The following is a 25,377-nucleotide window of genomic DNA, read 5'->3' on the forward strand; positions in this document are numbered from 1 at the left end:
TTTTTGTTGATTATTAAATAATTGTATTATACATATATGTGTTTCTATGAAAATCAGATTTTTCCTTGCAGTTATTGTCTTTTCTATTATTTACGGTGTAAAAGCACAAAATCCCATCATAAAGAATTTGTTTACAGCCGACCCGGCACCTATGGTTTATAACAACACCGTTTATCTTTATGTTGGTCACGATACGGCTGCGGTCGATGCAAAAACGTACCAAATGCCCGATTGGCTGGTGTATTCAACGACCGACATGGTCCACTGGAAAAGCCATGGATCGTGCCTTTCCACCAAAGACTTCAAATGGGCATCCTATGCCGCCAATGCAGCACAGTGTATTGAACGCAATGGTAAATTTTATTGGTATGTCTCGATTATTCATAAGGCTGATGAAAACAGTAAAGGTGGTGTCGCCATTGGTGTTGCGGTAGCCGACAGCCCAACCGGGCCATTTAAAGATGCCCTCGGCAAGGCGCTTATTACAAACGATATGACCACCGATATGAAACATGCTTGGGACGATTTGGATCCGACCGTCTTTATCGATGATAACCGACAAGCCTATCTTTTCTGGGGTAATGGTAGTTGTAAATGGGCTAAGTTGAAAGAGAATATGATTGAACTGGATGGCTCGATACACACTTTCAAACCACAAAATTTTACGGAAGCACCATGGGTTTACAAACGTAAAGGTCTGTATTATCTGGTGTATGCTGCCAATTTCCCAGAAACCATTGAGTATTGCACGGCAGAGAAAATTGAAGGCCCTTGGATTTACCGCGGACTGATTCAAGATAGAGTTTCTAATAGTACAACTACCCATCCGGGAATAATTGACTACAAAGGGAAAACTTACTTTTTCTACCACAACGGAGTATTGCCAACTGGAGGAAACTACCGCCGTTCGGTTTGTGTCGATTATTTGCATTACAATGCCGACGGGACTATTCAGAAAATAATACAAACAACCGATGGGGTCAAAGCTGTAAAATAATGAAGCTACCTAAGATGAATATGCGAACGCTATAATCAAGAATAGGAATAAGTATAATGTGGCTCTTTCGGTCAAAAGGTTAAGGCGAGCAAGGCAAACTGGAAATATTCATTTCCCCAAGATTCTTACATAATTATCACTTTAAAAAATAAACAAAAATGAAAACAAGTTCAAAATTTGGGCTGATGCTGGCAATATTTTTTGTATTCTCATTTTCGGACTCATTTGCAAAAAAAGCCCAAAAACCCGATCCAAAATTCTTCATTTACCTCTGCTTTGGGCAATCAAATATGGAGGCTGGGGCACGCCCTGAAAAGCAAGATTCAGGTATGGTTGACAAGCGTTTCCAAATGATGGCAGCAGTCGACAATCCAAAATTGAATAGGAAAAAGGGGAATTGGTATGTGGCAGAACCGCCGATTAATCGACCCGAAAATAAAATGGGACCAGTCGATTTCTTTGGTCGCACAATGGTCGCTAACCTACCAGAGAAATACCGGGTAGGCGTTATCAATGTTTCGGTTGCGGGTGCAAAAATAGAGCTTTGGAGTAAAGACAGTTGCCAAAGTTATCTGTCCAAAGCAGAAGGGTGGATGCAGAATATATGTAAACAATACGATGGAAATCCATATCAACGTTTGGTTGAAATGGCTCGAATCGCACAAAAAGATGGTGTGATCAAGGGCATTCTGATACATCAGGGCGAATCAAATTCAACTGATCCGCAATGGCCAAACAAAGTAAAAGCCATATACGATAATCTGATGAAAGATTTGAATCTCAAACCTAAAAACGTATCATTATTGGCGGGAGAGCTCAAAACTAAGGAAGAACATGGTATTTGCTATGCCTTCAATACAGATATTTTGATAAATTTGCCAAAAATTCTGCCTAATTCCTACATTATTTCATCTCAGGGAGTAAAAGGAACTACCGACCAATATCATTTTAATACCGAAGGAATGCGAGAACTCGGAAGACGGTTTGCTGTACAAATGCTGAAAATACAAGGGTTCAAATACAATGATCCCGCTGTGCCTGCAATTGCCACAACCAAATGAGAGTACATAGAAAATGACTGCTGATGCAATTATTAAAGAGCATAAAATAATACAAGAATGAAAAAAACACAAAAGAAAGTATCGGTTCTGACGGCATTTGCCTTGCTATTTGGCTATTTGCAGATTCCTGTAATAGCACAACAACCAGCAGTAACCGCGTATCGTATGAATTTAAATGTTGATCAGTTGGGCATCGACATTAGTCCCACCCTGAATGGCATTTTCTTCGAGGATCTCAATTTTGCAAACGACGGGGGAATCAGCGCGCAGCTTATTCAAAATAATTCTTTCCAGATGTACAATGTTACCGGATCAGCAGAAACAGGACCAGCAAACAAAAAAGTTCCGGAATTCTCGAAATCGCCGACCGATATTTACAGTTGGACAGTCGTTTCTGCCGGAGGAGGTAGTGGTTCGGTTACGTTGGTCGATAGCAAACCTTTGGTCACTTATAAAAAGCTATACAACTTCGATGAGAAAGATCAGTACGACGACGCTTTAAAATACAAGCAATATTGTGCCCAGATAACAATCAACAAAGCCGGAAACGGTTTTGGACTGGCAGCCAACGGATTTGGTATCAATCCCAATGGGCAGGAACGACAAGGTTTTTACTATGCCAATAATACACAAATCCCGTCTATCGCAGTCAATGCCGGTGTAAAATACGACTTAGGCCTTTATCTTCAGGGAAAAGACTACAAAGGTACTGTAACCGTATATCTCGAAGATGCTTCAGGAAAACGGAATTCAAATGCGTTGACATTTAAAGGGATGAATGGTAACTGGAAAAAATTCGCTGGAAAGCTGACCGCACAGCGCAGTGTAGATAGCCGCCTGATTATTGCGGGCACTGCAACCGGAACATTTTACCTCGATTTTGTGACTTTGGTTCCCGAAGCATCGCAGTTGTGGCGTGCAGGCAAAATAGGTGGTTTTAGGAAAGATATGCTGGAGGCACTCGAAAAACTGCATCCGAAATTTATGCGTTTCCCGGGTGGTTGCGCTTCGGAAGGCTCCAACTACTGGGGTCAATATTTCTGGAAAAATACCATTGGCCCGGTTGAAGAACGAATCGGTATTCGCAATCACTGGGGTTACTGGACTTCACAACACATTGGTTATTATGAATATTTGAAAATGGCCGAGGCGCTTGGAGCTAAACCGCTTCCGGTTCTCAACAATGGTGTAACCTGTCAGTTTGCCGGGCGTTCGTACATTGCACCGCTGGGCACCGACGAGGAGAAAAAACGCTTTTACGACATCTATGTGAAAGATGCGCTTGATTTGATTGAATTTTGTAATGGCAATGCCTCCACCGAATGGGGAGCAAAACGTATTGCCATGGGGCATCCCAAACCTTTCAACCTCGAATATCTTGGTGTCGGGAACGAAAACAGCGGCGAAGCATTTTGGGAACGTTTCGATATCATTTATAAGGCCGTGAAGGAAAAATACCCGAATATCAATGTTGTTTCGACTGCCGGAGCAGGCGGTTCTGGTAAGGAATTCGATGCCAACTATTCGATTATTGACCAAAAATACCCGGTAAGCATCGTAGACGAACATTACTATTCCAGCGATGAATGGTTTTTCGGAAATACGCATCGGTACGATAAAGATAAAGTTCGCGGTAATCAGGGGAATACCTATAACCGAGAAAAGCCTACCCGTGTGTTTGTGGGTGAGTTTGCAAATAGCCGCACTAATAATGCTTACGTTTCAACTTTGGCTGAAGCTGCCTATTCAACCGGACTGGAACGCAATTCAGATATGGTGGTGATGGCCGCCTACGCACCTTTGTTCTGCAAGAAAGGCTTTTCTAAATGGGGCTCAAACCTGATTTGGTTCGACAACCGCGGACTGTGGCGTACAACCAACTACTATTACATGTCCATGTTTGCCAGCAACATTGGAAACAAAGCCATCGAAATTAGTCCATTATACAAGGCAGCCGATCAGTCGGAAGACTCCAAAGTGTATACTTCGCCAACCATCGACACCAAAACCGGCACTATTTATCTGAAAGTGGTGAATGCCGAGGCAGTGCCCAAAGAGACAACGATTGCGTTGAATGGGGTCGGCAACGGGAAATACAAAGCTACAATGGAATACCTCACTTCGGGAGATACTTCAATTAAAAATCAGGGCAGCCAGAATTTTTATTCTTCCGCTCCTGATGTAAAAGATTTCACTTACAACGAAGCTATCACACCGCAGACTAAAGATTTGGGCATGGTATCCGGGTCATTGAAAGTTACATTCCCAGTTAATTCGGTGTGTGTGATCAAATTGGTGAAGACAAAATAATGCTCATTCCAATTTAGTTATCTGAATTGCTTCAAACAACAACATAGGCGATTATTGCCGATTCTGGCATAATAAATTAATGAAAACACAGAGTATGAAACGAACATATTGCTGCACAACATCCAAGAGGATTGTAATAATTTACAGCAACATGGAGTTCCATACTTCCTTAGATGAAAAATTATTATAGTATGAAAACAAGATTTAGAAATTCTCGCTATAGGAAAATTGCGCTAATTGGATCGTCCATCGTTTTTTTTCTTTGTTTCCAGTCTTTCGCTATTGACAAAGCAAAGATATCGGTTGACGTAAATAAACCAGGGCATGCTATTGCTCCAAATTTATTCGGAATCTTCTTTGAAGATATTAACCTCTCTGCCGATGGCGGTATCTACCCGGAACTGGTGCGTAACCGTTCTTTTGAAGATGCCGATACGCTTCAGAACTGGAAATTTACTAGCGCTAACAATCAAAGTAAAGCATTGGTTTGTACGGCCAATGTGCTGTCTCGCCAACCAGTCACTCCACTTAACGCATTCAACCGCAAATCATTATTGATCGATGCAAATGGTCTTTTTAAGATGGAAAATGAAGGCTATTTTGGCATGAATGCCGTTCAGGGAAACAGCTACACATTTAAAATGGCAGCAAGGACTTCCACTAATTTCAACTCTTCGGTGAAGGTCAGACTTGTTGGTTCCAACGGAAAAGAGCTTGCTTCGGGAGAAATAAAGGGGTTTGATGAAAAATGGCAATATTTTTCGCTGACACTTACTCCTTCAACCACTGATCCTAAGGCTCATCTCGAAATTTCGGGAGAAGGAACCGGCAAATTGTACCTCGATATGGTTTCGTTGATGCCTGACAAAACTTGGAAAAATAGTGGCTTACGGGTTGATTTAGCACAAGCTATCGATGCACTTCATCCAAAGTTTTTCCGCTTTCCCGGAGGTTGCTGGGTAGAAGGCGAAGATTTTGAACATATGTATCATTGGAAAAATACGATTGGTAACATCGATTCGCGTACGTCGTTGTGGAATATCTGGGGCTACAATGCCACACACGGCCTAGGTTACCACGAATATCTGCAAATGGCAGAAGATTTGGGAGCCGAACCTTTGTTCTGCATCAATGCCGGTGTTTCTCACAAGGAGACGGTATCTACCGATCGCATTGGGCCTTGGATACAGGATGCTCTGGATGCAATTGAGTATGCCAATGGCCCGCTAACTTCGGTTTGGGGCAGCATCCGTGCAAAAAATGGTCATCCGGCACCCTTTAATCTGAAGTATCTCGAAATTGGAAACGAAAACTTCGGGAAAGAATATTTTGCCAACTATGAGCTGATTGCAAAAGCTGTGTTGGCAAAATATCCGGACATGAAACTTATCGCTAATGACTGGTCGGGAGGCCATCCAACAGAACCCAGTCCTGAGTTGATTGACGAACACTACTACAACAATCCGGACTGGTTTGTGTTGAATGCAACAAAATATGATGGTTACGACCGTAAAGGTCCGAAGATTTTTATTGGAGAATATGCCGTTACAAGCGGTTCCGGAAAAGGAAATTTGCGAGGAGCTATTGGCGAAGCTGCTTGGATGACCGGTATGGAACGCAATTCCGATATTGTTGAAATGGGTGCTTATGCACCACTTTTCTGTAATGCCAATCACAAGCGCTGGCCTATCAATTTGATTAACTACGATAGTTACCGCTGGTATGGGTTGCCAAGTTACTATGTGCAGGAAATGTTTGCAAACAATCAGGGTACAGTTACGTTGCCTGTTAACGTGGAAGGTGGTCCGCAGGTCGAAATGCCAAGTTCTTCCGGTCGAATTGGATTGGGAACATGGAATAATACGGCAGAATTTAAAGACCTGAAAGTGGTAGCTCCAGATGGTAAGATGCTGTATCAATCCGATTTTTCAAAGAGTATTGACGATTGGACAAAAACCGGACAGGGTGACTGGTCGGTTAAGGATGGTATTCTGAAACAATCGGCAATTGCAACCGGTGTTACTGCTTTTGTTGGAGACAAATCGTGGAAGAATTATACAGTCACTTTGAAGGCACGCAAACTTTCGGGAGAAAACGGATTTCAGATTTACTTCCATAATACAGGTAAAGGTGAACGCATACGCTGGGATATTGGTGGTTACAATAACACGACCAACGAAATGCAAATCGGACTCAATGCCGGAAGCATGAAAGGATCGCTGGAACCGGGTCGTTGGTATGATGTCAAACTTGAAATTTTGGACAATGCAGTGAAGGGTTATTTGGATGGAAAATTGGTGCAGGAAGTATCAAACGGACAGTTGAATACGAAGAGTATTTGTGCCAGCGCTTCGCGCGACGATAAATCAGGCGATATTATTGTGAAAGTAGTGAATACTGCCGCTATTGCTGTTAAAACGACTATTGCCCTGCAAGGAGTAACTAATATAACCGGAACCGGAACAGCTATTGTGTTAACTTCGGCCAACGCGTTGGATGAGAATACATTGGATGCACCAACCAAAGTTGCGCCTAAAACGGAAACTGTGAAATTCTCAGGGACAAAAATTAACCGTTCATTCCCGGCTAATTCGCTGACAATATTACGCTTATCAAATAATAAATAAAACCTATTTCCATGAAAAAAATTGGAACTTTACTATTACTTCTCGTTATTTCAAGTGCAAACTTACTCTTGGCTCAAGCCAATAAAGCACAGAATCCGATTATTTTTGCCGATGTCCCCGATATGTCGATGACCCGTGTGGGCGACACTTATTATATGAGCAGCACCACCATGCACATGAGTCCCGGCGTGCCAATTATGAAATCGAAAGATCTTGTGAATTGGAAGATTGTGAGTTATGCTTACGACACGCTGGCAAATATAGATGCCATGAACCTTGTAAACGGCAAAAGTACTTATGGCAGAGGCTCGTGGGCCAGTACTATCAAATATCACAAAGGACAATTCTATGTTACCACTTTTGCTCAAACAACGGGTAAAACCTATATTTTCACGACGAAGAATATAGAAAAAGGGCCTTGGAAAACCGTTTCGTTTAAGCCTGCTTATCACGATTGCAATCTCTTTTTCGACGATAACGGACACAATTACCTGATTTATGGGAATCATAAATTACACATTGTTGAGCTTAACGAAGAAATGACCGGCGTGAAAGCTGAAACTGATCATATACTTATAGAAGATGCGACAGCTCCGTCCGGAAAGCCGGGACTTGGAGCCGAAGGTTCTCAGGTTTTCAAAGTAAACGGGAAATACTACCTGATGAACATAACATGGCCGAGTGGACAAGGAAGCATGCGTACTGTGGTGCTTCACCGGGCCGACAATATTATGGGTCCTTGGGAAGGCAAGGTAGCACTTAAAGATTTAGGAGTAGCTCAGGGAGGGCTGATAGATACCCCCGATGGTCGATGGTTTTCGTACTTGTTTCGCGATTACGGTTCGGTAGGCCGCATTCCTTACCTCGTTCCTGTAAAATGGGAAGATGGGTGGCCTGTGTTTGGTGTTGACGGCAAAGTGCCCGAAATTCTTGATCTGCCAGTCAGCAAAGGATTAGTACCCGGTATTGTAAACAATGATGAATTTACCCGTAAACCCGGAGAACGAGTTTTGCCTTTGGTGTGGCAGTGGAATCACAATCCTGATAACTCTCTTTGGTCGTTGAAAGAGCGGCCCGGCTACTTGCGTCTCAAAACCGGACGAATCGATACTTTGTTCCTGAAAGCAAGAAATACACTTACACAACGTACTTTCGGTCCCCAATGCTCGGGGATTACTTCGGTCGATGTTTCGCATCTGAAAAATGGAGACTTTGCCGGTTTGTGTGCTCTGCAACGCAAATTTGGTCTTGTGGGCGTTAAAATGGAAAAGGGAGCTAAATATGTTTATATGGTTAGTAACAAAACCGATAAACCGACCGAATTGCAAAGTATTCCTTTGTCTCAGAATAAAATCTATCTCAAAATTGAATGTAATTTCAGAGATAAAGTTGATATAGCCAAATTCTTCTACAGTCTCGACGGTAAAACGTGGAATGTTATTGGGGACTCGCTAAAAATGGAATACACGCTGATGGAACACTTTATGGGATACCGTTTTGGCCTGTATGCTTATTCGTCTAAAACCCCTGGTGGTTATGCAGACTTCGACTGGTTCCATATCTCCGATAAAATTTCCAAATAAGCGAATTGTAACTCTCAATTGAAATACGAATCAAATACTGGTTAGGTTTGCATAGCATTCTGAATTGCTTATCGAATCTTTTTTTGTAACTATGCCTGCCAATATCAAAAGTAAATTACATGCTTTTATTTACCGCCTTTATTGATGAGGTGGGTGAGTTAATCCTAGTTTGAGACAAAATTTAGGAAGTGTTGCTGTCTAGTCTTAATGATGGTTTTTTATATACTTGAAAAGTACCTTTGTTATGCACAAGGTATTATTGATATCATATCTAATATACAATAGATGAGAAAAATTATTGAAGCTCTGATCTTAGCTACTGTGCTAATTTTTAGCATTAATGCACAAGGATTGAAGGTGAAAAACAAATCTTCACTTCCTGATAAATTACCGTCATTCCCTAATGTTCCGGCACCATTAGGAATTGACACAGTATCAATGGGAGATTCTCGAACTTTTCCCGAAATCAAACTCGCGAATTTACCCCTTACACCCGGTCCTTTTGAACCCACATGGGAATCGATTGAAAAAAACTATCCGGGCGAACCAAACTGGCTTCGTGAAGCCAAATTTGGTATCTGGGTTCACTTTGGACCTCAATCGGCGGGTGAGAGCGGCGACTGGTATGCCCGCAATCTATATAAATCAGGTCATGTGGCTTACAACAACCATATAAAAAGATACGGACATCCATCAGAGGTTGGTTACAAGGACGTCTTAAACAGTTGGAATCCTACAAAATTGAATCCCGCCGCGCTTACAAAAATATATGAAGAAGCCGGTGCGCGCTTTTTAATGATTCAAGGGGTTCATCACGACAATTTTGATTTGTGGGATTCTAAATATCAACCCTGGAATTCTGTAAATATCGGCCCCAAGCGCGATCTTATAGGCGAGTGGGCTAAAGCATGCCGCGCCAATGGAATGCGGTTTGGCGTAACTTTCCATCACGAATATACCTGGTGGTGGTGGCAAACCGCTTTTGGCAGCGACAAAGATGGTGACAAAAAAGGAGTTCCTTATGATGGGAATCTGACTCTTGCCGACGGGAAAGGTAAATGGTGGGAGGGCTATGATCCCCGCCTGCTTTATGGAATTAACCTGCGCGAATACAAAGGTGTAAGCAAAGCTGCGGCGTCGGGCTGGTCGCCACCACCAGCTGGTATTTTTGCCAACCATATTGATTATGCTAAATGGTACACTACGCAATGGGCATTGCGGATGATGGATGTGGTAGAGCATTACGATCCCGATTTTATATATACTGATGGAACTTCCACCCAACCATTTAGCGGAAACGGTACCGGAACCGGGATTAAAGCCGATGCAATGCAACGTGTTATTGCCGATTTTTATAACCGTGCACTTCAACGACGCGGACAGGTAAATACCTTTAGCATTGTGAAGTTTCGTCATAATACCAACGGTACTGTAAACACCGAAGAGTTTGGCATTCCGGCAGACATTAATGCAAAGGAGCCCTGGATCGCTGAGGCTCCGGTGGGTGATTGGTTCTACGCTCCGGGATTTACATACAATTCAGGAATGATGATTCGTTACATTATCGAAGCTATTGCACGCGATGGAAATGCTGCTTTGTGTATTTCTATACTTCCGGATGGTTCGCTCGATGAAGGCAGCCGGGAAATGCTGAAAGAAGTGGGTGTCTGGATGAAGCGCAACGGAGAAGCCGTTTATGGAAGCCATGCATGGAAAATTCCCGGCGAAGGCGAAATCGTCAATGGCAAATTGAAAATGCTCCCCGGTGGCGCCTTACAGCGCAAACATGCCGAATTCAAATTTGATGCGCAGGATATACGTTTCACTGTGGGTAAAAACGGATCGCTTTACGCGTTCTGTATGAATGTACCCACAGCAGGATCCTCGGTCAAAATCAAGTCACTTGCTACAGAGACCAATAATTTTAGAAAACCTGTCAAATCAGTGCAATTACTTGGATACAAAGGCAAATTGAACTGGAAACAGGAAGCCGATGGCTTAACAATTACCTGCCCGGAAGAAATGCCTTATGCCACTTCGGTGGTATTTAAGATTGATTAGTTGACACAAGGTTGTCCTCGCCGCCAAGGCATGTCTTTGAAAAAGAAAGGAAGACCTTGAAAGTACATGTTCATTTTACCACATCTCAGCCCTGCCATATTGGAGGGCTGAGGGAGACGGAAAATACAAAAATAAAGATGACCTCAAAAAGAACTATGAGTATTATGAGCAGAAAGCGAATAACCTTGTTGTTGGTGTTCTGTAATGTGATTGCTGTGAGCACTATTCTTGCTCAATCCTCATTATCAGGGCGGAGTGGCATCTCATTTGGTACAACACTCGATCCTCAGAATCAGATTCGTGAATCACAAACACTTGCGAAATCACTGGCAAATTCCAACTCTCCGCAATGGAAAGCCAGAGGAGATCAGAAGAGATTCTATCATTTCCCTGAGGCAAATGCAGATGTGCCTTATCGTGTTTGTGTACCATCCAACTGGGATGGTAAGTCAAAATTACCCTTGGTGATGTTTCTACATGGCGGATGGAATGACGAGAGTTCATATCTGGATCAGAATGATAAGCAACTGGTGAAACTAGCCGACAAATATGGTTATTTGCTGGTTTCTCCTTTGGGTTACCATGCCGCCTATGGCAATTCACTATTATTGCCAGCCGTATTTGGTCAGCCGTACGAGGCTGCAAAAATTCTAGCTGCACGTACTGCCACGAAGGATAGCGCGCAGGTGTTGAGCGAAAAAGATGTTATAAATGTGCTTGAATTGGTATTGAATGAGTATCCGGTCGACCGCAAAGAAATGTTTCTTATCGGTCATTCGATGGGTAGTGGCGGAACCTGGTATCTGGGTGCAAAATACCACAATTACTGGAAAGCTTTGGCTCCGATGTCCGGCCCGTTTTTGCAAGAGAAGGGTTATCCGTGGAATAACATTCGTAGAATGTCCATCTTTATTTCCGAAGGAACAAAGGCAACAGCTTCATTGGCGGGAAGCCGGGCGCTGCGCGATTGGATGAGGGCACAGGGATTTAATATCGAATATAAAGAAGTGGATGCAGATCATCCGGGTATGGTTCCGCTTATTTTACCGGATGTATTTGACTTTTTAGATCGTTGTCGGTCGGAGCAATAGGATAAAAATAATGATAGTAGTTGGTATAATAGAATTGTTTGCTGAATTATAATGTGCTGACTTTACAACCTAATAATTGACGATTGGTCTTACTATTACTACTAGCAAAATAGGACAGATTTAGTATGTTTTATTAACTAAAAAGCCAATAGTTTCAAAGGGAATTTGTAGCTTTGAAGGTTGAAACGCATATTCTAACGAGACCTTGCTATGGAAAACATTTACAAGAAAGAATTTAGCGAATCGGATATTTGCGATAAATACATCAGCCCGGCTATTGAAAACGCAGGATGGGATAAGATGACGCAGATCAGACGGGAATTTCCACTAACACCCGGACCGGTTGTAGTGCGGGGAAGCATGTCCATGCGCAACAAGAAAAAGCGGAAGTTTGCCGACTATGCTTTATTCTGGGAGCCAGGTATTCCGATAGGCGTTGTCGAAGCGAAGGATAACAATCATTCCGTGAGCCATGGTATGCAGCAGGCGTTGGGATATGCCGAAATCATGGATGTACCCAGTGCTTTTAGTTCCAATGGCGATGGCTTTGCCTCGCACAACAAAACTGCCGCCGAAGGCGAGGATGTGGAAACCGAATTCGGGATGGATGAATTTCCGTCACCTGAAGTCTTGTGGAGAAGATATAAACAATACCGAAATATTGCTGACGAACAGGAAGATCTTATTTTACAACCTTACTATCAGGATAATTCCAACAAAGACCCACGGTATTATCAGGTTGAAGCCATTAATCGTACCATTGAAGCGGTGTCACGCGGACAAAAACGCCTTCTACTGGTTATGGCAACGGGAACGGGCAAAACCTATACCACCTTTCAAATTATCTGGCGATTGTGGAAGTCGCGCACCGTCAAACGGGTTTTGTTTCTGGTAGATCGCAACATTCTGGCAGATCAAACCAAGACAAACGACTTCAAGCCTTTTGGCGCGGTAATGACTAAAATAGTGAATCGGAAAATTGATCCATCCTATGAAATATATCTTGGGCTTTATCAAGCCATTACCGGGAATAACGAGGATGATAAGATTTTTAAAAATGTATCGCGAGACTTCTTTGATCTGATTGTAATTGATGAGTGTCATAGAGGAAGTGCTGCCGATGATGCTGCCTGGCATGAGATACTGGACTATTTCGATCGTGCCATTCAGCTCGGACTTACGGCTACACCCAAAGAAACAAAATACGTATCCAATATCACCTATTTTGGTGAATCAGTATATACTTACAGCCTAAAGCAAGGCATTGCCGATGGTTTTCTGGCGCCATACAAAGTGATCCGCATTGACATCGACAAAGATGTCAATGGATGGACACCCCCTCCGGGTATGAAGGATGATTTAGGGAACGAACTGGAAGCTCGGGAGTACAACCAGTTGGATATGGATCGCATTTTGGTACTGAACCAACGTACCAAGCTCGTTGCCAATCGAGTTATGCAGTTCCTAAAAGCAACTGATCCATTTGCTAAAACCATTATTTTTTGCGAAGATATTGACCATGCCGAACGCATGCGCAAAGCCATTGTCAATGCGGCAGGAAAATTGGCCACCGATAACCCACGTTATGTGATGCGTATCACTGGAGACAGCGTGGAAGGTAAGGCGGAATTAGAGAACTTTGTTTTTACCGAGAGTAAGTTTCCGGTAATAGCGACTACTTCCGAATTGATGACGACCGGGGTAGATGCAAAAATGTGTAAGCTTATTGTGCTGGACAAAACCATACGCTCTATGACTACGTTCAAGCAGATTATCGGACGGGGTACCCGCATTGAAGAAGATTACGGCAAAATGTTTTTTACCATCATGGATTTTAAGCGGGCTACCGAATTGTTTCATGATCCTGATTTTGATGGTGATCCGGTTGTGATATACGAACCGGGCGAGGGTGACAATCCGGTTCCGCCTGATCCTCCTGCTGGCGATGGAGATGATGATGACGACGACACAGATGGAGGCGACGACACTACTACCGTGCGGAAATATTATGTCAGAGGAGTCGAGGTAAATATACTCAACGAGAGGGTGGAGTATTATGGAGAAAACGGACAGTTGATCACTGAATCATATAAAGATTATTCCCGCAACCAGTTACATGAAGAATATGCTACACTTGATGATTTTTTACGAAGCTGGAACAATGCCGATAAGAAAAAAGTCATCATAGAACGACTGGAAGAGCATGGAATTATACTGGAAAATTTAGCTGAAGAAGTCGGTAAAGACTATGGCGATTTTGACCTGATCTGTCACATTGCTTTTGACCAGCCGCCACTTACACGCCGAGAACGAGCCGAGAATGTCAAAAAACGCAATTACTTTACTAAATACGGAGGACAGGCACGAGAAATACTGGAGGGTTTATTGGAAAACTATGCCAATAAAGGAATTGTATCAATCGAAGATCGGAAGATACTGAAGCAAAATCCTTTCAAACAAATAGGTACCCCAAAGGAAATTATAAACGAAGCATTTGGCGGATTGCACAACTATGAACAGGCACTCCGTGAACTGGAAAACGAAATATATAATCATAATAAATTAGCATGAGCAATGTATCAGGCATTATAAAATCCATTCAGGATATAATGCGCAAAGATGTGGGAGTTGATGGCGATGCACAGCGCATCAGCCAATTGGTTTGGATGTTGTTTTTAAAGATATTCGACGACCACGAAGAAGAGCTGGAACTGACAGAAGATAGTTATAAATCGCCATTACCCGCACATCTGCGCTGGCGGAACTGGGCTAAAGATCCGGAGGGTATAACCGGAGATGAATTGCTTGATTTTGTAAACCTACAACTCTTCCCGAGTTTGAAAGATAAGCTGAACCTGCAAAATAAACGTGCTCAGGTCATACACAGCATGTTCGAAGATGCATACAACTACATGAAGTCGGGTACCTTGCTGCGTCAGGTGATCAATAAAATCTGCGAAATTGATTTTAATACCAAAAACGACCGCCATACCTTTGGAACCATTTACGAGCAAATACTAAAGGACCTGCAAAGTGCCGGAAATGCCGGAGAGTTTTATACGCCCCGTGCAGTCACCACTTTTATTGTCGACCGCGTAGATCCGAAACTGGAGGAAATTGTCTTCGACCCGGCCTGTGGTACCGGAGGATTCCTGAGCAATGTGATTGAATACAAACGGGAGCACTATGTACAAAGTACCGAAGAGGAAGAAGTCCTGCAAAACAGCATCCGGGGTGTAGAGAAAAAAGCCCTGCCTCATATGTTGTGTACCACCAATATGATTCTGCACGGCATTGAAACACCCGTACATATCCGACACGACAATACCCTGAGCCGTCCGCTGGTGGACTACACACCCAAAGATCGGGTACATGTAATTGTTACCAATCCGCCTTTTGGGGGAATGGAAGAAGACGGCATCGAAAACAATTTTCCATCGTCCTATCGTACCCGTGAAACAGCTGATCTGTTTATGACCCTGATCATTCACCTGCTAAAAGAGAACGGACGTGCCGCCGTGGTATTGCCGGACGGATTTCTGTTTGGCGAAGGAATCAAAACCCGTATCAAGGAAAAACTGATGGACGAATGCAACCTGCATACCATTGTGCGACTGCCTAATGGCGTGTTTAATCCCTATACCGGTATCCGCACCAATATACTCTTCTTTACCAAAGGAACGAAAACCGAACAGGTGTGGTATTACGAGCATCCGTACCCCGATGGCGTAAAGAGTTACAACAAAAGCAAACCCATGCGTTTCGAAGAGTTTGCTACCGAAATTGCCTGGTGGGGGAGCGAAGCTGATGGATTTGCGGCACGGGTGGAAAACGAACAAGCCTGGAAAGTAAGCATAGAAGATATTAAAGCCAGTAACTACAATCTGGATATTAAAAACCCACATGTAAGCGAACAGATCAATCACGACCCCGAAAAGCTGCTGCTGAAATATCAGGTGCAACAAACCCGTATTAGTGACTTGCGCGATAAATTAAAAGCCATCATCAGCGTGGCATTGAATGAAGCTAACTAATTCAGAGAGAAAGAAAATGAATAATATATTATTAGATTCACTTCCTATCTGGATAACCGCACAGGCACAAAAAACCAGTAACCGGGGCATTAGTGCCTCCAACCTGCAATTGCTGGGAATACAGAAACTGCGGGAGCTAATTTTGGAACTGGCAGTTCGTGGAAAACTGGTACCACAAGACCCGAATGATGAGCCGGCAAGTGAGTTGTTAAAAAGAATAAAAGCAGAATATAAGCATCTTTCCAAAGAAGGAAAAATAAAAAAATCAAAAGCATTACCGAATATCTCGGAAGATGAATTTCCATATGACCTCCCTAAAGGCTGGGAATATGTTCGACTAAATGATCTGGGCGAATGGGGAGCAGGTGCTACTCCAAACAGAGGAAATAGTGAATACTATGGGGGCAATATCCCTTGGTTCAAGTCTGGCGAACTTGTTGGTGATTATATATCAGAATCAGAAGAATTTGTTACTGAGCTAGCCCTAACAAAGTCATCGCTCAGATATAACAAAGCTGGAGATGTTCTTATTGCGATGTATGGTGCGACGATAGGAAAAACATCAATTTTAAAAATCCCGGCTACAACAAATCAAGCAGTCTGTGCATGTACTCCGTTTTCGGATATTTACAATGTTTTTCTTCTTACACTACTCAAAGCTTATAAAAATAGATTTATTAGCATGGGTGCTGGAGGAGCACAGCCCAATATCTCAAGAGAAAAAATTATTGCAACTGTTATTGCTCTTCCCCCTCTCGCCGAACAACACCGCATTGTAGCCAAAGTAGATGAATTAATGGCTTTGTGTGACGAACTGGAGAAAGAACAAACCAATAGCAATTCGGCTCACGAAACATTGGTGGAAGTGCTACTCAGTACACTTACTGATGCTAAAAATTCTGATGGTTTTAAGTCAGCATGGCAGCGCATAGCCCGTTGTTTCGATACGCTGTTTATTACCGAACACAGCATAGATAAACTTAAACAAACTATTCTGCAACTGGCCGTAATGGGCAAACTTGTACCTCAGAACCCAAACGACAAACCCGCCAGCGAACTGCTGAAAAAGATAGCTGCCGAAAAAGCCAGATTAGTAAAAGAGGGAAAAATAAAAAAACAGGCTGCTTTGCCGGAATTTACGGAGGAGGAAAAACCTTTTGAACTGCCGACGGGGTGGGAATGGGTGAGATTAAGTCAAATTGGAGAGTTAGCACGTGGTAAATCAAAACACAGACCCAGAAATGATAATTCTTTGTATCAAAATGGTATATATCCAATGATACAAACTGGAGACGTCGCAAAAGCAGATAAATTTATTGGTACGTATACAGCTCTTTATAATGAAAAGGGATTAAATCAAAGTAGGTTGTGGCCTAAAGGGACTATGTGTATAACTATAGCTGCAAATATAGCAGATACGAGTATTCTTGGTTTTGATGCTTGTTTTCCAGATAGTATTGTTGGACTAATTGTATCAAACGAGATTGGAGATGCAAGATATTTTGACTATTTCATAAGAACAGCAAAAAATAGATTAACTGATTATGCACCTTCAACGGCTCAGAAAAACATCAATCTTGGTATACTAGAATCAGTTCAAATTCCCTTACCTCCTCTTAATGAGTTGAATCAGATTGTATTTAAAGTAGATGAATTGTTTGCTTTGTGTGATAGCCTGAAAGACGGAATAAAGAAAGCGCAGGAGATACAGAATTTACTGGCTGAGGAGATAGTGAAGAAAGTGGTAAAATAGGATAATCCCCCATTTAAAGTATGAGAATAAAACATTTGTATATCAGTAAATACAAAAATCTAAAAAGATTTTCGTTAGACTTTGAAAATGAAAGTTTTATTGATGTATTTGTTGGTAAGAATGGTTCTGGAAAATCGAATATGTTTGAAGCATTAATTGAAATATTCAGACATTTATATGAGAATGACTATCAGATAAAATTTGATTACCAACTAAAATATAGTATAGATGACAATACTTATTTTGTAAGCTGGGACTGGGAAAAAGAATTATGGTTAGATGAAACCAATAATGAAATAAAGAAAATAACTGTTGATAAACTCCCCGATAACATTCTAATATACTACTCGGGGCATAATACCAAAGTAGATCAGCTTATAAGTCAATATGAAGATAAGTTTCGGAAGGGGTTATTAGGAGCAAACGAAGGTGATTTGCGTAAATTTATCGGCATTGGAAATGAATATAAGTCATTATTACTAACCATTCTTCTTTTGCTGCCTGAACATAGTAAAGCAAAAAAGTATATCCTCGAAAAACTCGGAATTAAAAACTTAAGCCATGAATTTAAGCTCGTATTTCAACGTCCTGAATATGCGAAAAAAGCCGGATATGATATTGATCAATTTGAACCAACAACAAGATTTTGGAAAGTTGCAGGAATAACAAAAATCTTCATGGATAGAATCTATGAAGTAAAAAAAGGTGATTCGAAAGGAAAGGTTAGAGATGAGGGTTATTTTAGAAATGGGGGATACAATGATAACTACATCCTCTACTACGATGTAGTTGACTTTCAAAAAAAGTTTGAAGATCTATCACCTCAAGCGCTATTCAGAAGCTTCGATAATTTGAAAACATTAGGAATACTGAATGATATATCAATCGAAATAACTCTCCATGATAATTCGACAATAGATGTCAATCAGTTTAGTGATGGGCAATTTCAATCGATCTATATTTATTCGATAGTAGAATTATTTAAAGACAGAACTTGTGTAACCCTATTAGATGAACCTGACTCGTTTCTTCATCCAGAGTGGCAATATGGTTTTCTGACGCAAATTGAAGATATTACAGCAGAATCAAGTGCATGCAATCACATATTAATGACTAGCCATAGTGCTATCACACTTATACCTCACGCTAAAGATAATATCAATCTTATAGTAAGCCAAAGTGGAGTAATTCAGAAACGATCTGTAAATAAAGCTTATGCAATTCAACAATTATCATCTGACATTCTTAGATATAGAGAAAATGAGCAGATATTAAGTTTACTTCATAAGGTTAAACTTAAGAAACAACCTATAATATTTACAGAAGGGAGTACAGATCCAGAAATAATAAAAACTGCTTGGGGAAAACTTTATGATAAACCGATGCCATTTTCTGTAATATATGCATTTAATTGTAATTATCTTAGGTTGTTAATTCAGGATGAAAGGATTTTAAATGAAATAAACGGAAAACCAATATTTGGATTATTTGATTTTGATAAAGCATATAATGAATGGAACTATATAAAAGAAGATAGTGTCATTGAAAATAATCCGTTAAAAGGGCTTGCAAAAAAAATCAAAGATAAAAACAGTTTTGCTCTAATGTTGCCTATACCCAATAACCCAACAGTACAAAAACAAGTTATCAAAAAGCTAGAGCCTATAGAAACATATAAAGACGAATCTGAAATGGAAATTGAACATCTGTTTTATAGTGATGAAAACACCCATTCTTATTTTACTGAAGAAGCTATTAAAGGAGGTGGTACAATTGTAAAATTCAGGGACAACAAAAAAACTGAATTTGCTCAAGAAATTGTTCCTTCAATTGATAAGGAGCATTTTGAAGTATTCAGACCTATGTTTGAATTGATTATGAGCAAAATAAGTTGATCGCAAAAAAGGAAAATCTATATAAGTTTTAGACTAATACATCATGAAAAACCAACTATTCTTCGGCCAACCAACCTCATTAGATTATGATTTAGAGCTGGACATGTTTTCGGGTATTAAGATAAACTCCAACCGTACCTCCAGTGTGCCATTGGTAGAGTTTTGGAAAGAGACGGATAAAAGATTGGAAAAATTATTAGCCAGGATTGATAATGGCTTGTTGGGGCAGAATATTTCGATTTGTTTTGAATATCCCACCAAACCAAAACTCGGCAAAGGTAAGGCATCGATGACAGACTTGATGCTAATTGCAAACGGTTGTAAAATTGCCATTGAAGCCAAGTTTACAGAATATCATAAAGCAAAGAACACGGAAACAATTACACATTGGTTGAAAGCAGGCGACAATCCAGAGAATAGAGAAAAAGTATTAACTTCCTGGAAAAGCATGATAGATGGTTTTGTGAAAGAGCCTCTAACTGAATCAATTCATGAACTGGAATATCAGTTTTTTCATCGTACGGCTTCTGCTTGTTTCAATACCGAAAAAGCAAATGTAGTTTATCAGGTATTCTATGACGATGAGACATTTGAGGATTCGAAGAAATACATCAGCAAATTACAGAAAATGGTTGAGCAAATTAAGCCCAATGATAAACTGAAATATTTTGTATGGAAAATAGAAACAGAGCAGTTGATTGATAACAGCGAGAAAGATCCTTTTGGATATATGAAGCAAAAAGCAGCTTACCGGTTTTTGAAGGATGAAATTGTGGAGATAAAATCACTTCATAGCAACAATGCTTGAAAAGGATAAAATATTAAATCTATTAATAGAACATTCTATCAATATAGGAAATTCATTAGCTGGTAAAGGATATCCAAGCTCTGAATTGAAAAGATATGGAGAACCCTTGGCATTAAAAACTGTCCATCATATATGTTCAATACAACGATTGTGCGTACCTAAGGCATTTGTTCATAGTACAGTGCTATTTCAGGAAGTAATAGATTTTCCATCCATAGCAGCTTTAACCAGAACAGCTCTTGAATCCTATCTTACATTCAATTATATCTTTGTTGCACCTCAGAGTGTTGAAGAAAAAGAATTCAGGTATTATTGTTGGGATTTAGCTGGATATATCGAAAGAGAAAATTTTCCGACAGCTACAGAAGAATCTGTCAAAAGACATGCAAAAGAACAAGAAGAAAAGACCGAAATCTTTCAAAAATTAGCATGTAATTCTATATACAAAAATATTTCAGCAGAAGGCAAAAAGAAAATACTCAAAGGAAACTGGAGAGTATTTAAAAGCTGGCGCGATCTGGCTATAGAATCAGGTTTGCCAAAGCAGTATTTCGATGTGATATATTCTTATATGTCCAGCTACAGTCATAGCGGGAGACTATGTGTGATGCAAATAGAACAATCTAGAGATATAATATCACAAAAAGCTATGGCTGATTTGTATATCCAATTTTGTTTAGAGATATTGGCAAGGCTAATACATGATTATATACTATACATGCCCGATAGTAAACATGTTCACGAAGTCAATCATGAAGCTGCTTTTTATACCGAGTTATATTACAAAATTGGTAATCAAATCAAATTCTAAACTGATGTATTATGCCCTGCTAATACAAATTTATCGAAGATCTTCAACTGTTATGTCCGAAGCTAGAAAACAGTGATCGGCAACAGAATGCTCAAAAATGACTCCTCAAACGAGTTTAGTCTGGCCTTCTAAAAGAAAAAGTAACGGGGCCAAGAAATATGATAAAGCACTAACATATGAGCAATCCAGCCCCCAGAATTGTAGATATCAGAGAATTTCTGAAAACGCCAAATTTGAAAATTCCCGATTATCAACGCCCTTATAAATGGACTGATAAAAATGTCAATCAGTTGATTGATGATATTCAATGTCATACCGACAAGTCAGCCTATCGGCTGGGAACGGTGGTAATTCATCAGGAAACAGTTGATAATTTGACTGCATTGAATATTGTAGACGGACAGCAACGAACTATAACCTTGCTGCTAATTGTCATGGCATTGATCCGCAATCAGAAACTGGAAAAGATTAAAGGTCTCGCAGACTATCAAACCAACCTGTCGGCATTGGAGTTTTCGAACGACATAACGATTGCCAATATACAAAACAACTACAGGGTGATTGAACGTCGCATCAATGAATTTGATGAGGCTACCATACTATTCTTCTTTAATAAATGTCAGTTAGTACAAGTTACCCTGAATGAAATATCTGAAGCCTTTCAGTTTTTCGATTCACAAAATGCCAGGGGCAAAGACCTGGAACCTCATGATTTGCTGAAAGCTTATCATTTACGCGAGATGAACAGTTCATCTACCGAAGCAGAACGGAAACAAGTCGTTGAAAAATGGGAGGAAATGGATACCGAAAACTTATCCAAATTATTTGCTCAATACCTGTTTCGTATTCGCAACTGGAGCAAGGGCGCTTCGGCACGATACTTTAGTAAGAATGATGTGGATGTTTTCAAAGGGGTTAGCCCAGAGGTAACGGAGGATTATCCATTTACCAAGATGTATCGGATTGCCCACTATTATACCGAAGAATACAACCAATCGATGCACCGGAATATTCAACAAAAAAATTTTACCTTTCCCTTCCAATTGGATCAGACAATTATCAATGGGAAACGATTCTTTGAAATGATTGGCTATTATGATGGATTGATTAAGCATATCAAAGAAAAGCAACTTTCATCAACCATTCTAACGATGAAAAACTCTCAGGGGTACTACCGTACAGGAGATAAATATGTACGCAACCTGTTTTACTGCGGTTTAATTTATTACATCGATAAATTTGGTGAAAAAGAACTGGATAAAGCCATAGATAAAATTTTTATCTGGGCTTTTACCTTACGGCTGAAACTTTATAGTGTGGGTATCGATTCGGTGGATAACTACGCTTTAAACAGAGCACACTCGCGAGTCCAACTCTTCAAATGTATCCGGGAAGCCATACGTCCCAATGAAATTCTGAATATCAAACTGGAAGTACTCACCGAAAAGAAGTCCACCAAAACGGACACAATTGAAGCATTCTTTAAAGAGCAAAAGTATTATGAGCCAAAATCCTAAACACTATACAGTCAGAGAATTTTTTAGTTCTGATCAATATATTATTCCCATTTATCAACGGAATTATGCCTGGGGTGAAGGTGAAATTACCCAACTAATTCAGGATATTGTCGATTATAAAAAAAGCTACAATACATTTTATTATATCGGAACATTAGTAGTATGGGAAAGGAAGTTAGACGGTACGGTTATCTACGAAACAATAGATGGACAACAGCGTTTAACCACACTTTCGATATTGTTGAGCTTAATCAACAAAGAATACCTAGAACTGAAGTGGTTCAGTCAACCCCGTCTGAAATTCGACAGTCGTACTCACTCTACAGCTACTTTAGATGCATTATTTTATGGATATGAACCAGATGATAACCATTGCAATACAGCCATCAAGGATGGATATAAAACAGCTAAACGGGCATTGGAACGAATTTTGAACGAAAAAGAATTTAACCTGTCTATCGAAGAATTTACTACTTTCTTGTTAGACAAAGTCACCATCCTGCGAGTCCCTGTTCCCACAGATACAGACCTGAATCATTATTTCGAAATAATGAATAGCCGGGGGGAACAATTAGAAAAGCATGAAGTACTAAAGGCAAAATGTCTGGAAGTACTGGATGAGAGTGATAGGTATGCGTTTAATACTGTATGGGAAGCCTGTGCAAATATGGAGAAGTATGTCCAATATGGTTTCACGACTGATGAACGGGATTTGCTCTTTGGGAAAGGAACAGAAACAAAATGGGATGAATTGACGGATGAACGCAATTTTTATGCAAGCTTGCGTGTAAAACCGGAAGAGAAGTCCAAACCCAAAGAAGGCTCCCAAAATATGTTTTCGATTCAGGATATTGTTGATAATAAAATTGTAATTGGTGCTGGTAATACTTCCGATACGGGTGAAGAGTCCGAACGATTCAATACAATCATCAACTTTTCAAACTTCCTGCTTCATATCCTGCGTATACAAACCGGCGAAAACATTGCCCTGGACGATAAACGATTGATCCCTCAATTTGAACAATATCTGAAAGCGGATAATAAAAAAGAGTTTGTCAGAACTTTCGGGTATAATCTGTTAAAAGGAAAATATCTGTTTGATAAATACATCATCAAGCGTGAGTACACAAAAGGTAAAGATCAGTGGAGTTTGAAAAAATTAAAACTGGGCGATAGTGGCTCTGTAAGCTATGTGAATACATTTGGGGCTGAAGATAGCAACGATGATATTAATCGGGAAAATTTAATGTTACTTTCGATGTTCCATGTATCTACCCCCACTTTGGTGTATAAACACTGGTTGAATGCAGTCCTGAAGTTTGTATTCCTCAACCCCAAGACAGAGGGCGAGACTTATAGAACCTATCTGGAAAATCTGGCTAAGGCCTTCCTGGTCAGAAGATACATTGCGAATGAGCCGGAAGATTTTTTTACTCTCATTTATGGCGAAACTGCTGTAGATGCAGACAGCTGTTTTGATCACATTACGGATGATTGTATCGATTTTTCAAAACTTGATTCCGGTACCGCTGTAGAAAACTTTATTTTTAATTATCTGGACTATTTATTGTGGAAAGACTACAGAAGAGACAAAAAGTATTTCAGGATAAATGGTGATTTTGCATTTGACGATAATCGGGTTCGTGATTTTGAGTTTTCATTCCGAAGTTCGGTAGAACATTATTATCCGCAAAACCCAATAGACTCAGCCATGAAGCTGAAGGATAAAGATCAGATGTGGCTGGATAATTTCGGAAACCTGTGCCTAATTAGTAGCAGCAAGAACTCTCGCTTAAGTAATTTTATGCCTTCTGCTAAAAAAGACCACTATCGTAGTAGTCAAAAGATTGACAGCATTAAACAGCGTATTATGATGGAGTATGAATATTGGGATACTAATGGAGATAATCAATTTAATGAAATAAAAGATCATGGTGAGAGGATGAAAGAAATATTGATGAGTTGATTTATGTATAGAATCATTTACGCAACAATATTTACTGGAAAGAGGTAAAATATATTCATATGGCAAAGGTAAGAATTGAAATTGAAGAGGATTTCTCGATGACATTGAATGTGGCTGATGAAATTTATGAAGAATATCTCAAACAAATCAAACCCGGCATGACAGGAAGTGAAAAATTTTCTCTTATTTCCCGATTATCACAGGATTTTAAAAGTATGAATGAAGCAGTAGAAAATCTAAAGTCATTGTTGACCAATAAAAACTAGTGTTTAAGGGATTTTTTGTGGAGTTTTATCTGCAAATAGATGGCTTGTTTTGGACCTGTTTTTATATTATCTCGCCAATATCTCGCCAGGAATATAAAATAAAAAACGCTACTAATCTTATATTTAGATTAATAGCGTTTTTAATGGTTGTTCTGCTAGGACTCGAACCCAGACGAGCAGAACCAGAATCTGCTGTGCTACCATTACACCACAGAACAATTTGATGATGCAAAGTTATTGGTTTGTCTTGAAAAATACAAGAGAAAATAGAGCTTTTTAGGCTATTTCTGAATTTTTTCAAAGAAATTTACCAACTTTCTGGTAATTAAAAAAGCGGAGAGGACGAGATTCGAACTCGTGAAACCCTTTAGGGGTTTACACGCTTTCCAGGCGTGCCTCTTCAACCACTCGAGCACCTCTCCTATTGGCTGAAAGCGGATGCAAAAGTAGGGATTTATTCTGATTGCAACAATAGCCAATTGAAGAAAAATAATGTCAGTGTTGAATCATTCTGCTGCAAACTATTGAGACTTACAATCGTTGTCGTTAAATGGTTTTTCAATGATTTTATTCTGCTTAAATCAAATTATTTTGAGT

Annotated in this window: 16 protein-coding genes and 2 tRNA genes; 16 read left to right on the plus strand and 2 right to left on the minus strand. The window is 40.2% G+C overall.

What is annotated here, in order from left to right:
• The first annotated feature begins 46 nt into the window (after positions 1–46).
• The 16 genes from PJIAN_RS11085 (at position 47) to PJIAN_RS11160 (ending at position 24,780) form a co-directional block, all read left to right on the plus strand.
• A complete protein-coding gene (locus tag PJIAN_RS11085; protein WP_068705034.1) occupies positions 47–997 on the plus strand; it encodes a glycoside hydrolase family 43 protein in 951 nt (316 codons plus the stop codon).
• Positions 998–1,155: 158 nt separating this feature from the next.
• Positions 1,156–2,058 (plus strand): sialate O-acetylesterase, encoded by a 903-nt coding sequence (locus PJIAN_RS11090; RefSeq protein ID WP_068705036.1) that lies wholly within the window; start codon positions 1,156–1,158, stop codon positions 2,056–2,058.
• A gap of 57 nt (positions 2,059–2,115) precedes the next feature.
• Positions 2,116–4,368 (plus strand): alpha-L-arabinofuranosidase family protein, encoded by a 2,253-nt coding sequence (locus PJIAN_RS11095; RefSeq protein WP_068705038.1) that lies wholly within the window; start codon positions 2,116–2,118, stop codon positions 4,366–4,368.
• Between the two features lie 191 nt (positions 4,369–4,559).
• Positions 4,560–6,995 carry an alpha-L-arabinofuranosidase family protein gene (locus tag PJIAN_RS11100; protein WP_068706424.1) on the plus strand — a complete coding sequence of 812 codons (2,436 nt, stop codon included), beginning with the start codon at positions 4,560–4,562 and terminating at the stop codon, positions 6,993–6,995.
• 11 nt (positions 6,996–7,006) lie between these two features.
• Positions 7,007–8,578, plus strand: a complete 1,572-nt coding sequence (locus tag PJIAN_RS11105; RefSeq protein WP_068705039.1) for a glycoside hydrolase family 43 protein — start codon at positions 7,007–7,009, stop codon at positions 8,576–8,578.
• 285 nt (positions 8,579–8,863) lie between these two features.
• On the plus strand, positions 8,864–10,639 hold the full coding sequence (locus tag PJIAN_RS11110; RefSeq protein WP_068705041.1) for an alpha-L-fucosidase: 1,776 nt from the start codon (positions 8,864–8,866) through the stop codon (positions 10,637–10,639).
• A 164-nt stretch (positions 10,640–10,803) separates the two neighbouring features.
• The gene (locus PJIAN_RS11115; protein WP_201787360.1) at positions 10,804–11,730 is read left to right on the plus strand and encodes a carboxylesterase family protein; all 927 of its coding nucleotides are present in this window, start codon (positions 10,804–10,806) and stop codon (positions 11,728–11,730) included.
• A 210-nt stretch (positions 11,731–11,940) separates the two neighbouring features.
• A complete protein-coding gene (gene hsdR / locus PJIAN_RS11120; protein WP_068705043.1) occupies positions 11,941–14,301 on the plus strand; it encodes an EcoAI/FtnUII family type I restriction enzme subunit R in 2,361 nt (786 codons plus the stop codon).
• Positions 14,298–15,764, plus strand: a complete 1,467-nt coding sequence (locus PJIAN_RS11125; protein WP_068705045.1) for a type I restriction-modification system subunit M — start codon at positions 14,298–14,300, stop codon at positions 15,762–15,764. Before hsdR ends, PJIAN_RS11125 begins: the two co-directional genes overlap by 4 nt.
• A 16-nt stretch (positions 15,765–15,780) precedes the next feature.
• Positions 15,781–17,517, plus strand: coding sequence for a restriction endonuclease subunit S (locus PJIAN_RS11130; RefSeq protein ID WP_068706428.1), 1,737 nt, complete (start codon positions 15,781–15,783; stop codon positions 17,515–17,517).
• 20 nt (positions 17,518–17,537) lie between these two features.
• Entirely contained in the window at positions 17,538–19,412 is a 1,875-nt protein-coding gene (locus PJIAN_RS11135) for an AAA family ATPase (RefSeq protein WP_068705047.1), read from the plus strand.
• 43 nt (positions 19,413–19,455) lie between these two features.
• Entirely contained in the window at positions 19,456–20,220 is a 765-nt protein-coding gene (locus PJIAN_RS11140) for a DUF6946 family protein (RefSeq protein WP_068705049.1), read from the plus strand.
• Positions 20,213–21,031 (plus strand): DUF5677 domain-containing protein, encoded by an 819-nt coding sequence (locus PJIAN_RS11145; RefSeq protein WP_068705051.1) that lies wholly within the window; start codon positions 20,213–20,215, stop codon positions 21,029–21,031. The genes PJIAN_RS11140 and PJIAN_RS11145 overlap by 8 nt, the downstream gene beginning before the upstream one ends.
• Before the next feature lie 176 nt (positions 21,032–21,207).
• Positions 21,208–22,548, plus strand: a complete 1,341-nt coding sequence (locus tag PJIAN_RS11150) for a DUF262 domain-containing protein (RefSeq protein ID WP_068705053.1) — start codon at positions 21,208–21,210, stop codon at positions 22,546–22,548.
• Positions 22,532–24,514, plus strand: coding sequence for a GmrSD restriction endonuclease domain-containing protein (locus PJIAN_RS11155; RefSeq protein ID WP_068705055.1), 1,983 nt, complete (start codon positions 22,532–22,534; stop codon positions 24,512–24,514). Before PJIAN_RS11150 ends, PJIAN_RS11155 begins: the two co-directional genes overlap by 17 nt.
• Positions 24,515–24,573: 59 nt before the next feature.
• The gene (locus PJIAN_RS11160) at positions 24,574–24,780 is read left to right on the plus strand and encodes a hypothetical protein (RefSeq protein ID WP_068705057.1); all 207 of its coding nucleotides are present in this window, start codon (positions 24,574–24,576) and stop codon (positions 24,778–24,780) included.
• Between the two features lie 144 nt (positions 24,781–24,924).
• On the opposite strand, the gene PJIAN_RS11165 is transcribed toward PJIAN_RS11160, so the two are convergent.
• Positions 24,925–24,998 (minus strand) — tRNA-Gln (locus tag PJIAN_RS11165).
• 116 nt (positions 24,999–25,114) lie between these two features.
• A tRNA-Ser gene (locus PJIAN_RS11170) sits at positions 25,115–25,202 on the minus strand.
• Between the last annotated feature and the right edge of the window lie 175 nt (positions 25,203–25,377).

The organism is Paludibacter jiangxiensis, from assembly GCF_001618385.1.
GTDB lineage: Bacteria > Bacteroidota > Bacteroidia > Bacteroidales > Paludibacteraceae > Microbacter > Microbacter jiangxiensis.